The sequence below is a fragment of the Streptomyces sp. NPDC052682 genome, assembly GCF_040678435.1.
Classification (GTDB): Bacteria; Actinomycetota; Actinomycetes; order Streptomycetales; family Streptomycetaceae; genus Streptomyces.
On record NZ_JBFATS010000009.1, the window covers coordinates 234,076 to 245,536 of the forward strand.

Consider the following 11,461-nt stretch of genomic DNA (forward strand, 5'->3'; position numbering starts at 1 on the left):
TGTGCCAGTGGGCGGGGCGGTCCAGCCCGCCGGGCAGCCGGGTGGCGGCGTCCCCCCGGGCCGCGTTCACCTGCGGCTGGGTGAGGAAGACGCTTCCGGTGAGGTCGGCGCCGCTCAGGTCGGCGTCCCTGAGGTCCGCCCCGATCAGGTCGGCCCACCGCAGGTCCGCCCGGGTGAGGTCGGCCGCGATGAGGTAGGCCCCGCGCAGGTCCGCGCCGCGCAGGTCGGCACCGCGCAGCCGGGCGCCCATGAGGTCGGCTCCCCGGTGGCCGGGCCGGCGCCCGGGCGCCTGGGCGCGCACCAGCTCACCGGTCCGCAGCAGCAGGTCGTTGATCTCGGCCCGCAGCGCCGGTACGTCCACGTCCGCCAGTTGCTCGGGGCTGCCCTGGGTGAGGCGCTCGACCATGTCCCGGGCGCTGCCCAGCTCGCCGAACAGGGGGCGCGCCGGGCGCTGGGTGAGGGCTTCGGTGAGGTACCAGAGCAGTTCGTGGAGCCGGCGCATGACGCCGAACACGTCGAACATCTGCCGGGCGGTGCCGGGAGCGCCACGCCAGTCGCGCCCCGCGTAGGTGAGCTGGGAGACCTTCTGCCCGGCGCCGAAGCAGTCGAAGACCGTGCAGCCGGTGAAGCCCGTCTCCCGCAGCGTGGCGTGGATGCCGCAGCGGAAGTCCTCCTGGAGGTTGCCGCACGGCGTGCCCGCGCCCTTGTCGACGGGGAAATCCGCCGACCGGGCGAAGGGCAGCGCCACGCAGCACAGTCCGAAACAGGCGGCGCAGTCGGCGCGCAGGCCGGCGCGGACGTCCTCGGTGGGGGCGGGCTGAGGCTGGTGGGGCACCGTGCGTGATCTCCTGTCGCAAAGACGGATCAGTGTATCCGGCGACCGGTCACCATCCCGGGTTCCCGGGGGGAGCACACGTCGCCCGCGAAGCCACGTCGTCCGAGGAAGCTCGCGTCACCCGAGGAAGCTCAGGCGCACCTTGCGCTGCGCGTTGTCCCGGTTGGTGTCCACCAGGCACACCGACTGCCAGGTCCCCAGTTCCAGCCGTCCGCCGATCACCGGGAGCGTCGCGTGCGGCGGGACGAAGGCGGGCAGGACGTGGTCGCGGCCGTGGCCGGGACTGCCGTGCCGGTGCTGCCACCGGTCGTCGGCGGGCAGCAGGGTGTGCAGGGCGGCCAGCAGGTCGTCGTCACTGCCCGCGCCCGTCTCGATGACGGCGACACCGGCGGTGGCGTGCGGGACGAAGACGTTGAGCAGGCCGTCCCGGCCGGCCGCCACCTCCTCCAGGAAGGACTCGCAGTCGCGCGTGAGGTCGACGACCCGCTCTGCGGAACCGGTGGTGACATTGAGGACTCGGGTGGTGAAGGCGTCTGACATGCCTCCCATCCTGACGCACACGCCACACCGGAGGGGGAAGCGCACTCGCGCAGTGATACGGCCGTCCACGTGGCGAGACACCCGTTGACCGCCACCGGGCCACCTGGCTACGTTCAGCCGCATGTTGCGTACAGCCCTGCTCACCACGCGCGGTCACATCGACCTGCTGCGGGTGGCCTCCGCCGCGTGTCGCCGCGGCCGCTGACGCCCTTTCTCCTCTCTGTTTCCCTCCTGCGCGCCCGTACGGCGCCGTTCCCGCACGTCTCCTCCTCGCTGAGGTGACGCGGCGCCGCCCCGGCGTGTCCCCGTTCACCGGCCGCTCTCCCCCTCCTGTGGAGCACTCATGAGCATCAGCCATGCCCCGCCCAGCTCTCCCGGGCCGGATATTTCCCCTATAGGCGTATACGGCGCCCAACGCGCCGACGCCTCAGCCGCTCCCGGCTCCCTCGACCTGCAACGCCTCGCCGCCGCCTCCGCCCGCCGCACCCGCGTGCCCCGCTGGCTGCGCCGCACCACCGGCCCGGTCCTGCTGCTGGCGCTGTGGCAACTCCTCAGCGCCACCGGCGTGCTGACCGCCGACGTCCTCGCCTCGCCGGGGCGGATCGCGCAGGTCGGCTGGGATCTGCTCGCCGACGGCTCGCTGCCCTCCGCCATGGCCACCTCGCTGCAGCGGGTGGCGGCCGGGCTGCTGCTGGGCCTGGTCGTCGGCACCGGACTCGCCCTGCTGTCCGGGCTGTTCAGGATCGGCGAGGACCTGGTGGACGCGCCCCTGCAGATGCTGCGGACCGTGCCGTTCGTGGGTCTCATCCCGCTGTTCATCATCTGGTTCGGCATCGGTGAGGCCCCGAAGGTCGCCATCATCACGCTCGGCGTCACCTTCCCGCTCTACCTCAACGTCTACGCCGGAATCCGCGGCGTGGACGCCCAGTTGATCGAGGCCGGGGAGTCGCTGGGACTGTCGCGCTGGGGGCTGGTACGGCATGTCGTCCTGCCGGGCGCGCTGCCCGGGGCGATGACGGGGCTGCGCTACTCCCTCGGCATCGCCTGGCTCGCCCTCGTCTTCGCCGAGCAGGTCAACGCCGACGCCGGCATCGGGTTCCTCATGGTCCAGGCCCGGGACTTCCTGCGGACCGACGTGATCGTGGTCTGCCTGATCGTCTACGCCTTCCTCGGTCTGCTCGCCGACTTCATCGTCCGCTCCCTCGAAAGGCTGCTGCTGCAATGGCGACCGACGTTCACCGGCCGGTGACCACCACCCCCGCGGTCCGCGTCGAGGGGCTGACCCGCTCCTTCGACGGCCGCGCGGTCATCGACCGTCTCCGACTGGACATCCGGCCGGGCGAGTTCGTGGCCCTGCTCGGTCGCAGCGGCTGCGGCAAGTCCACGCTGCTGCGTGTCCTCGCCGGCCTCGACCGCGACATCGAGGGCACGGTGCTGGTGCCGCGCCGCAGGGCCGTCGCCTTCCAGGCGCCGCGGCTGATGCCGTGGAAGAGGGTGTGGCGCAACGTGCTGCTCGGGCTGCCCGGCCGGCCCGAACGCGCCGTCGCCGACCGGGCACTGGAGGAGGTCGGGCTCGCTCACCGCTGCGACGCCTGGCCCAAGACCCTCTCCGGCGGCGAGGCCCAGCGCGCCTCCCTGGCCCGGGCGCTGGTGCGCGAGCCCGATCTGCTGCTGCTCGACGAGCCGTTCGGCGCGCTCGACGCCCTCACCCGCATCAAGGCCCAGCGGCTGGTGGGCGAGTTGTGGCAGCGGCGCGGCTGCGCGGTGCTGCTCGTCACCCACGACGTCGAGGAGGCCGTGCTGCTCGCCGACCGCGTCCTGGTCATGGACGGCGGGGTCATCGCCCACGAGCAGCGCGTCGACCTCGACCGGCCCCGCGACATCACCGACCCGCGCTTCGCCGAACTGCGCGCCGGGCTGCTCGAACGCCTCGGCGTCGAGCCGGCCGCCGAAGCGGCCTGAACGGCGCCTCCTCAACCTGCCCGACCGGCCCATCGGCCCCTGAAGTCTCCGCACTCCCCGCACTCCCCGAGCACCACCCACCGAAGAACGGATCCGCCATGCGACGACGTCTCGCACCCGCCGCCCTGCTCCTCCCCCTCGCCCTCCTGCTCACCGCCTGCGGCGGGAACTCGGCGGCCAGCACCTCCGCCGGCAGCGGCACCGACGGCCAGGGGTCCGTCACGCTCGACGTGGGCGACCAGAAGGGCGGTTCCGAGGCCATCCTGCGGGCCGCCGGAGAACTGAAGAACCTCGACTACAAGATCAAGTGGTCGACGTTCACCTCCGGCCCCCCGCTGCTGGAGGCCGTCAACGCCGGAGCCGTCGACATCGGCGGTGTCGGCAACACCCCGCCGGTGTTCGCGGCCGGCGCCAACTCGAAGATCACGGTCGTGGCCGCCTGGCACGGCACGTCCAAGGGCGACACCATCCTCGTACCGAACGACTCGCCCCTGAAGAACCCCGCCGGGCTCAAGGGCCGCTCCATCGCCGTGGCGCAGGGCTCCTCCGCGCACTACCAGCTGGTCGCCTCCCTGAAGAAGGCCGGGCTGACCCTGGGCGACGTCAAGGTCAAGTACCTCCAGCCGGCCGACGCGCTCGCCGCGTTCACCTCCGGCAAGGTCGACGCGTGGGCGGTGTGGGACCCCTACACCTCACAGGTGCTCAAGGCCGGGCAGGGCCGCGTCCTGACCACCGGCGACGGCGTCACCAACGGGCTCACCTTCCAGGTCGCGGCGCCCGCCGCGCTGAAGGACAAGAAGAAGGCCGCCGCCGTCAAGGACTACCTGGAGCGGCTGCGGCGCGCCCAGAAGTGGGTGTACGACCACGAGGAGCAGTGGGCCAAGGTGTGGGCGAAGGACACCGGGCTGCCCTACGACGTCGCCCTGGCGGCGGTGAAGCGCACGTACGCCACGCGCATCGCGGTCGCCGTCGACAAGCCGCTCGTCGCCTCCGAGCAGGAGATCGCCGACACCTTCGCCGGCCTGAAGCTGATCCCGCGCAAGGTCGACTTCGGCCGGTTCGTCGACACGCGGTTCAACGGGGACCTCCCCCCGTCCACCACCGCGGCCCGTCCCTCGGAAGGCTCCTGACATGACCGTACGTCTCCACTGGTTCCTGCCGACGGGCGGCGACGGCCGCACCCTCGTCGACCGGCACGCGTACGCCTCCGGCCCGGCCGGCGGGCCGAGCGGGGTGCGTGCCCCGGACATCGACTACCTCGTGCAGATCGCCAAGGCGGCCGAGCGGCTGGGCTTCGAGGCGGTGCTGACGCCCACCGGCACCTGGTGCGAGGACGCCTGGCTGACGACCGTGGCGCTCGCCCAGCACACCGAGCGGCTGAAGTTCCTGGTGGCCTTCCGGCCGGGGCTGCTCTCGCCGACGCTGGCGGCGCAGATGGCGGCCACCTACCAGCGCATCACGCGCGGCAGGCTGCTGCTGAACGTCGTCACCGGCGGCGACTCCGCCGAGCAGCGCCGGTTCGGCGACCACCTGGACCACGACCGGCGCTACGCCCGCACGGACGAGTTCCTGTCGGTGGTACGCGGGGTGTGGCGCGGGCAGCCGTACGACTTCCACGGCGCCCACTACCAGGTCGAGGGCGGGCTGACCGCGCTGCCGCCGGACCCGGTGCCGCAGCTGTTCTTCGGCGGGTCGTCGGCGGCGGCCGGGCCCGTGGCCGCCCGGCACGCCGATGTGTATCTGACCTGGGGCGAGCCGCCGGCGCAGGTGAAGGAGAAGATCGACTGGATCCGGTCGCTGGCCGAGCGGGAGGGCCGCGAGGTCCGTTTCGGCGTGCGGCTGCACACCCTCTCCCGGGACTCCTCCGCCGAGGCGTGGGCGACCGCGCACCGGCTGCTCGACGACCTGGACGCGGAGACGGTCGCGGCGGCGCAGGCGGCGCTCGGGCGCAGCGAGTCGGTGGGCCAGCGCCGGATGCTGGACCTGCACGGCGGCTCACGCGACGCGCTGGAGATCTACCCGAACCTGTGGGCGGGCGTGGGCCTGGTGCGCGGCGGCGCGGGCACCGCCCTCGTCGGCAGCCACGCCGAGGTCGCCGACCGCATCGAGGAGTACCACGCGCTGGGTGTCGAGCACTTCGTGCTCTCCGGCTATCCGCATCTGGAGGAGGCCTACTGGTTCGGGGAGGGGGTGATCCCCGAGCTGGCCTCGCGTGGGCTGCTGGCTGGTCCTGCGGCGCCCGCGAACGTCCCGCTCCTGGTCGCGAGCGGCCGCTGACAGCGGCCGCAGGTGACCGGATGCGACCGGCCGTGCGGGAAGATCCCCGCGTCCCGCACGGTTGGTAGAAATGTGAACTACACCGAGGTCGTCGTCATAGGCGCCGGTCAGGCCGGGCTGTCCAGCGCGTATCACCTGCGCCGCACCGGGTTCGAGCCCGGCCCGGGGTTCGTCGTGCTGGACCACTCCCCCGGGCCGGGCGGGGCCTGGCAGTTCCGCTGGGCGTCGCTGACGTACGGCAAGGTGCACGGGATGCACTCCCTGCCCGGCATGGAGCTGACGGACGCCGACCCGGGGCGGCCGTCGGCCGAGGTGATCACCGAGTACTTCGACACCTACGAGCGCACCTTCGACCTGCGGGTGCGGCGGCCGGTGGACGTACGGGCCGTGCGCGAGGGCGGGGACGGCCGGCTGCTGGTGGAGACCTCCGCCGGTGTGTGGTCCGCCCGGGCGCTGATCAACGCCACCGGCACCTGGGACCGGCCGTTCTGGCCGCGTTACCCCGGTCAGGAGACCTTCCGGGGGCGGCAGCTGCACACCGCGCAGTACGCCGGACCCGAGGAGTTCGCCGGGCAGCGGGTCGTGGTGGTGGGCGGCGGGGCGTCCGGTACGCAGCATCTGCTGGAGATCGCCCCGTACGCGGCCGCCACCACGTGGGTGACCCGGCGGCCGCCGGTCTTCCGTGAGGGCCCGTTCGACGAGGACGCGGGGCGGGCGGCCGTCGCGCTCGTGGCGGAACGGGTGCGGCAGGGCCTGCCGCCGAAGAGCGTCGTGTCGGTCACGGGTCTGCCGCTCACCGACGCCGTCCGGCAGGGCCTCGCGGACGGTGTCCTGGACCGGCAGCCGATGTTCGACCGGATCACGCCGACCGGTGTGGCGTGGCAGGACGGCCGGCACGTCGAGGCGGACGTCATCCTGTGGGCCACCGGGTTCCGGGCCGCCATCGACCACCTCGCGCCGCTGCGGCTGCGCGAGCCCGGCGGCGGCATCCGGCTGGAGGGCACGCGCGCGGTGGCCGACCCGCGCGTCCACCTCGTCGGTTACGGTCCGTCCGCCAGCACCATCGGCGCCAACCGGGCCGGCCGCGCGGCCGTACGGGACATCAGGCGTCTGCTGGCCGAGGGGCCGCAGCGCCGGCCCCCGAGCCGGCCGCAGCGTGACGTCCCGGCCGGTCAGGAGGCCGGCTGCGGGGTCCTCGCCTCCGGGGTCTTCTTCTCCCGGGCCTTGTGCTGGGCGTTGAACTCGGCGACGTTGCGCTGGTGTTCAGCGTAGTCGGCGGTGAAGCGGGTGTCGCCCGGCTTGACCGTGACGAAGTAGAGCCAGTTGCCCGGCGTCGGGTTGGTCGCGGCCCGCAGGGCCTCCTCGCCCGGGTTGGCGATGGGCGTGGGCGGCAGTCCCATGCGCAGGTAGGAGTTGTAAGGGCTGTTGATCCGGGTGTCGCTGTCGGTGGTGCGCAGGGTGAAGCGGTTCAGGGCGTAGTTGATCGTCGAGTCCATCTGGAGCGGCATCCCGCGCTCCAGCCGGTTGAAGATCACCCGGGCCACCTTGCCCATGTCGGCCTTGGTCGCGGCCTCCGCCTGGACGATGCTCGCGATGGTGACCGCCTGGTAGACGTTCATCGCGTTGCGCTGGGCGCCGGCGGCGATCGGCGCGCGGTTGAACTTCTTGTCGGCCGTGTCGACCATGAGCGCCAGCAGCTTCTCCGGGGTCGCGTTCTCGCTCAGCGGATACGTCGCCGGGAAGAGGTAGCCCTCGGGGTTCCCCTCGGCGTCGTTCGGCAGCTTCAGGTCGGCCTTGCCGAGGGACTTCCTGGTGGTGCCCGCGGGCAGGGCGAGGGCCTTGTCGACGGCGGCGTACACCTGGCTCGCACGCCAGCCCTCCGGAATGACCAGCGTGGCCGGCCTGGTCTGCTCGGCGCCGCGCAGCATCAGCAGCGGCACCGCCACGACGGTGCCCGCCACGACGGCCCCGGTCGCGATGAGGACGACACGGCCCCGGCGCGTCAGCCGGATCGTGCCCCGTGAGCCCTTCGTGCTCCGTGGTGGAGTGTTGGTCTGCATGCGGGCACGGTAACCCGCATACCGGCACAAACCCGGCATATCTTCACTTTGTCGGCTCGAGTTGGGCATCCCGGCGTACAAGCGCCGCGTACCGCCCGTCCCGCTCCAACAGCTCCTCGTGCGTGCCCCGTTCGACGGCCCGGCCGCAGTCCAGGACCACGATCTGGTCGGCACCGCGCACGGTGGACAGCCGGTGGGCGATGGTGAGGGTGGTCCGGTTGGCGGACAGCGCGTCGATGGCCTCCTGGACGGCGGCCTCGGTGCGGATGTCCAGGGCGCTGGTGGCCTCGTCGAGGATGAGGACCGGCGGATCGCGCAGGATGGTGCGGGCGAGGGCCAGCCGCTGTTTCTCGCCGCCGGAGAAACGGTGGCCGCGCTCGCCCACGACCGTGTCGTACCCGTCGGGCAGGGACACGATGTGGTCGTGGATCTGCGCCGCCCTGGCCGCCGCGTACAGCTCCTCGTCCGTGGCGTCGGGCTTGGCGAAGCGCAGGTTGTCGGCGACGGAGGCGTGGAAGAGGTACGTCTCCTGCGACACGACGCCGACCGCCCGGGCCAGGGTGTCGAAGTCGAGGTCGCGGACGTCGACCCCGTCCAGGGTGACGCGCCCGCCCGTCACGTCGTACAGCCGCGGCACCAGGTAACCGAGCGTGGACTTGCCGGCGCCGGTGGGGCCGACGACCGCGAGGCTGCCGCCGGCGGGGATCGTGAGGTCGACGCCGTCGAGGATCGGGCGGGCGCCGTCCTGCTGGGCGCCGTAGTGGAAGGTGACGTTCTCGAAGCGGACCTCGCCCTTGATCCGGTCGAGGCGCACCGGGTTCTCGCGCTCGGTGATGTCGATCGGCAGGTCCAGGTACTCGAAGATGCGCTGGAACAGCGCGAGCGAGGTCTGGATCTGGACACCGGTGGACAGCAGGCTCACGGCCGGGCGGAACAGGCCCTGCTGGAGCGAGACGAAGGCGACGATCGTGCCGATCGAGACCTGCGGGCCGCCCAGCTGGAGGGCCAGGCCGGCGGTCCAGTAGATGACGGCGGGCAGGGCGGCCATGACGATGGTGATGACGGCCATGCGCCACCGCCCGGCCATGTTGGAGCGCACCTCCAGGTCGACCAGCCGCTCCGACTCCTCGGCGAAGGAACGCGTCAGCGAGTCGGACCGCCCCATCGTGCGGCCCAGCAGGATGCCGCTGACGGACAGCGACTCGGTGACCGTGGCGGCCATCGCGGCCATCTGCTTCTGGCGCTGGGTGGTGATCTTCCTGCGCTCGTCGCCGACGCGTCGGCTGATCCACACGAACACCGGCAGCAGGAGCAGCGAGACCACCGTCAGCCGCCAGTCCAGGGCGATCATCGCGACGATCGTGGCGATCACGCTGGTGGCGTTGGAGACGAGCGAGGTGGCGGTGGAGGTGACGGTGGCCTGCATGCCGCCGATGTCGTTGGCGATGCGGGACTGCACCTCGCCCGTGCGGGTTCTGGTGAAGAACGCGAGCGACATGCGCTGGAGGCGGCCGTAGACGGCGGTACGCAGATCGTGCATGACGCGCTGGCCGACCGTCGTGGAGATCAGGGTCTGCAGCACGCCGAAGACGCTGTTGAGGACAGCGCTGAGGATCATGCCGAGGGCGAGCAGGGTGAGCAGGCCCGTGCGGCCCTCGGGGATCGCGACGTCCAGGATCTCCTTCAGCAGGAACGGCGTGGCGACGGAGACCAGCGACGCGGCGCCGACGAGCAGTCCGACGATCGCGAGCCGGCCCCGGTAGGGCCGGAAGAGACGCAGGATACGGCGCACCTGCCGGGGTTGCTGCTCGGCTCCGGCGGGCGGGGTCCAGGTGGGGTGGTGGTCGGGGTGCATGGGCTCCTTCGGGGCGGGTCGGCCGGGCAGGATGGCTCCGCGGGCTGCCGGAGCCTAGCTCATTGTTACCTGCACTCACAATGAACGGCGTCCTGATATTGTTCCCGCATGACCACCCCCGACCCCGACGGCCTGCTCGCCGAGCAGTTGCTGCGGCTGACCCGCCGGGTGCACCGCATCCAGAAACGCCACCTGGAGGGGCGCGAGCTCGGCATCACCCCGGCGCAGTCCCGGCTGCTGCGCACCCTCGCGCACTACGGCTCGCCGCCCCGCATGGCCGACCTGGCCGAGCGGCTGGAGGTGGTGCCGCGGGCCGTGACGACACTGGTCGACGCGCTGGAGGCGAGCGGCAAGGTACGCCGGGTCCCGGACCCGGCCAACCGCCGGGTGATCCGCATCGAGCTCACGGACGACGGCCGCGGTGCTCTGCGCACACTCCGGGCCGTCCGCCGGTCCGCCGCGGAGGAGATCCTGGCACCGCTGACGCCGGAGCAGCGGCAGGTGCTCGGGGGGCTGCTGGACACCCTGATCGACGGGGAGCCGGTGCGGTCCTGCTGAGGCGGGCCGTAGCCGTCCCGCCCTAGGCTCTGCGCATGATCGCCGCTCTGCAGTGCGTCGTACTCGACTGCCCCGACCCGCTGGAACTCGCCGGCTTCTACCAGTCGCTTCTCGGCGGCGCCGTCAACCAGCCGGACCGGCGCTGGTCGGTGGGCGAGGACTGGGCGACGCTGCACACGCCGTCCGGTCTGGTCCTGGCGTTCCAGCGCGTGGCGGAGCACCGGCCGCCGCGGTGGCCGGACCCGGCCCGTCCGCAGCAGTTCCACCTGGACTTCGGCGTCCCGGACCTGGACCGCACGCAGGAGCGGGTCCTGGCCGCCGGAGCCCGCGTGCTGGACGCCGGCGCACCGGACCGGAGCTGGCGTGTCTACGCCGATCCCGCGGGCCACCCGTTCTGCCTCGTGCGTCACTGAACACGCCAGGGGACGCCTTCTCGCGGCCGGGACGGCCAGGGTCTGTCGACGCCGGAATGATCCGGACGACAGCCCCTAGGCCTTCAGATCCGCCCTGTCCCCCATCACCACCACCGGATGCCGCGCGGGGTCCAGCGTGCGCAGCAGGTACTCCATCGCCGGCTCGGGCAGGCTGACGCAGGCCGAGGTGCCGCTGCCGTGGTCCAGGTGCAGCCAGATGCCGCCGCCCTTGCGCCGGCCCAGGGGGCGGGTCGGGTCGTTGGGTGGGGTGCCCTTGACGCGGTTGTAGTCGATGGCGATGGCGTAGTCGAAGTCGTGCCAGTAGGACTTCGCCCACCACCGCGGCGCGGCGAACGCGGCGGAGCGCGTGTACGGCAGCTTCGCGCCCGGGTCCGGCAGCACACCGCCCGCGTCGCTGAGGGTGAACACGCCCACGGGGCTGCGGTGGTCGCCCTCGTGGTGGTCGGTGGTCCAGCCCTTCCTGCCGTTGTGCGCGGCCCAGCCGCGGACCCGGTGCCAGGTGGCGCCGTGCCGGGCGTACAGCACGACCGTCGAGGTGGCGGAGTTCCTGCCGTCACCGTAGACCGCGACGACCTGGCGGGTGCCGGACGGGATCCGCCGCTGCAACCGGTCGCCCACGCCGGGGATGCGGGTCGCGCCGGACGCGGCCGGGCGGGTGGGGGCGGCGCCGGCACCGGATCCGGGGCCGCCGTGTCCGGCACCGCCGCAGGCCGTCAGGGCCACCGGAAGGGACGCGAGGACCGCCAGCGCGGCCCTCGCCCGTCGTGCAGCACCACTTCGCATCGCCCCATCGTCGCATCAGGTCCGGGCCGGATCGGCACGCGGCGTGCGCCGGCGCGAGGCCAGCCGGTTCTGTGCGGTGGCGTGGAAAACCGTTTGCGTCCCACCGCTCGGCGACGCCAACCTGACACGGTTCGCAGGGCCGTTCGCGGTCGTCACC

The 11,461-nt window shown here is 72.7% G+C and carries 12 protein-coding genes and 1 pseudogene; 8 read left to right on the forward strand and 5 right to left on the reverse strand.

Annotation, left to right across the window (positions count from 1 at the left end):
• Positions 1-4: 4 nt before the first annotated feature.
• Positions 5-835, reverse strand: a pseudogene (locus AB0K80_RS16700) (pentapeptide repeat-containing protein); the annotation flags it as partial.
• 117 nt (positions 836-952) lie between these two features.
• A complete protein-coding gene (locus AB0K80_RS16705) occupies positions 953-1,375 on the reverse strand; it encodes a secondary thiamine-phosphate synthase enzyme YjbQ (RefSeq protein ID WP_365670083.1) in 423 nt (140 codons plus the stop codon).
• Positions 1,376-1,496: 121 nt separating this feature from the next.
• Between AB0K80_RS16705 and AB0K80_RS16710 the strand changes: the two genes are divergently transcribed.
• The 6 genes from AB0K80_RS16710 to AB0K80_RS16735 all read left to right on the forward strand — a co-directional run bounded on the left by AB0K80_RS16710 (position 1,497) and on the right by AB0K80_RS16735 (position 6,886).
• Positions 1,497-1,580, forward strand: a complete 84-nt coding sequence (locus tag AB0K80_RS16710; RefSeq protein ID WP_352027631.1) for a putative leader peptide — start codon at positions 1,497-1,499, stop codon at positions 1,578-1,580.
• A 138-nt stretch (positions 1,581-1,718) separates the two neighbouring features.
• Complete coding sequence (locus tag AB0K80_RS16715) at positions 1,719-2,624, forward strand: ABC transporter permease (RefSeq protein ID WP_365670085.1); 906 nt, start codon at positions 1,719-1,721, stop codon at positions 2,622-2,624.
• Complete coding sequence (locus AB0K80_RS16720) at positions 2,597-3,337, forward strand: ABC transporter ATP-binding protein (RefSeq protein ID WP_365670087.1); 741 nt, start codon at positions 2,597-2,599, stop codon at positions 3,335-3,337. Before AB0K80_RS16715 ends, AB0K80_RS16720 begins: the two co-directional genes overlap by 28 nt.
• 98 nt (positions 3,338-3,435) lie before the next feature.
• Entirely contained in the window at positions 3,436-4,467 is a 1,032-nt protein-coding gene (locus AB0K80_RS16725; protein WP_365670089.1) for an ABC transporter substrate-binding protein, read from the forward strand.
• A 1-nt stretch (position 4,468) separates the two neighbouring features.
• Complete coding sequence (locus AB0K80_RS16730) at positions 4,469-5,614, forward strand: LLM class flavin-dependent oxidoreductase (protein WP_365670091.1); 1,146 nt, start codon at positions 4,469-4,471, stop codon at positions 5,612-5,614.
• 72 nt (positions 5,615-5,686) lie between these two features.
• Positions 5,687-6,886: an NAD(P)-binding domain-containing protein gene (locus AB0K80_RS16735; protein ID WP_365670093.1), complete on the forward strand. Its 1,200-nt coding sequence runs from the start codon at positions 5,687-5,689 to the stop codon at positions 6,884-6,886.
• Here AB0K80_RS16735 and mltG read toward each other — a convergent pair.
• Positions 6,787-7,674 carry an endolytic transglycosylase MltG gene (gene mltG / locus AB0K80_RS16740; protein ID WP_365670095.1) on the reverse strand — a complete coding sequence of 296 codons (888 nt, stop codon included), beginning with the start codon at positions 7,672-7,674 and terminating at the stop codon, positions 6,787-6,789. The two genes, AB0K80_RS16735 and mltG, sit on opposite strands and share 100 nt — an antisense overlap.
• 43 nt (positions 7,675-7,717) lie before the next feature.
• Positions 7,718-9,529, reverse strand: coding sequence for an ABC transporter ATP-binding protein (locus tag AB0K80_RS16745; RefSeq protein ID WP_365670097.1), 1,812 nt, complete (start codon positions 9,527-9,529; stop codon positions 7,718-7,720).
• A 108-nt stretch (positions 9,530-9,637) separates the two neighbouring features.
• On the opposite strand from AB0K80_RS16745, the gene AB0K80_RS16750 reads away from it, so the two are divergent.
• Complete coding sequence (locus AB0K80_RS16750; RefSeq protein ID WP_365670099.1) at positions 9,638-10,087, forward strand: MarR family transcriptional regulator; 450 nt, start codon at positions 9,638-9,640, stop codon at positions 10,085-10,087.
• A 35-nt stretch (positions 10,088-10,122) separates the two neighbouring features.
• Positions 10,123-10,500, forward strand: coding sequence for a VOC family protein (locus AB0K80_RS16755; protein WP_365670101.1), 378 nt, complete (start codon positions 10,123-10,125; stop codon positions 10,498-10,500).
• Positions 10,501-10,575: 75 nt separating this feature from the next.
• Here AB0K80_RS16755 and AB0K80_RS16760 read toward each other — a convergent pair whose 3' ends face one another.
• On the reverse strand, positions 10,576-11,304 hold the full coding sequence (locus tag AB0K80_RS16760; protein ID WP_365670104.1) for a hypothetical protein: 729 nt from the start codon (positions 11,302-11,304) through the stop codon (positions 10,576-10,578).
• Between the last annotated feature and the right edge of the window lie 157 nt (positions 11,305-11,461).

What these genes read in the sequence shown, in the direction of transcription:
- AB0K80_RS16725 (WP_365670089.1), top strand. Translation starts at nt 3,436, where the DNA reads ATGCGACGACGTCTCGCACCCGCCGCCCTGCTCCTCCCCCTCGCCCTC.
- AB0K80_RS16720 (WP_365670087.1), top strand. Translation starts at nt 2,597, where the DNA reads ATGGCGACCGACGTTCACCGGCCGGTGACCACCACCCCCGCGGTCCGC.
- AB0K80_RS16760 (WP_365670104.1), bottom strand. Translation starts at nt 11,304, where the DNA reads ATGCGAAGTGGTGCTGCACGACGGGCGAGGGCCGCGCTGGCGGTCCTC.
- AB0K80_RS16715 (WP_365670085.1), top strand. Translation starts at nt 1,719, where the DNA reads ATGAGCATCAGCCATGCCCCGCCCAGCTCTCCCGGGCCGGATATTTCC.
- AB0K80_RS16705 (WP_365670083.1), bottom strand. Translation starts at nt 1,375, where the DNA reads ATGTCAGACGCCTTCACCACCCGAGTCCTCAATGTCACCACCGGTTCC.
- AB0K80_RS16750 (WP_365670099.1), top strand. Translation starts at nt 9,638, where the DNA reads ATGACCACCCCCGACCCCGACGGCCTGCTCGCCGAGCAGTTGCTGCGG.
- AB0K80_RS16730 (WP_365670091.1), top strand. Translation starts at nt 4,469, where the DNA reads ATGACCGTACGTCTCCACTGGTTCCTGCCGACGGGCGGCGACGGCCGC.
- AB0K80_RS16745 (WP_365670097.1), bottom strand. Translation starts at nt 9,529, where the DNA reads ATGCACCCCGACCACCACCCCACCTGGACCCCGCCCGCCGGAGCCGAG.
- AB0K80_RS16755 (WP_365670101.1), top strand. Translation starts at nt 10,123, where the DNA reads ATGATCGCCGCTCTGCAGTGCGTCGTACTCGACTGCCCCGACCCGCTG.
- mltG (WP_365670095.1), bottom strand. Translation starts at nt 7,674, where the DNA reads ATGCAGACCAACACTCCACCACGGAGCACGAAGGGCTCACGGGGCACG.
- AB0K80_RS16710 (WP_352027631.1), top strand. Translation starts at nt 1,497, where the DNA reads ATGTTGCGTACAGCCCTGCTCACCACGCGCGGTCACATCGACCTGCTG.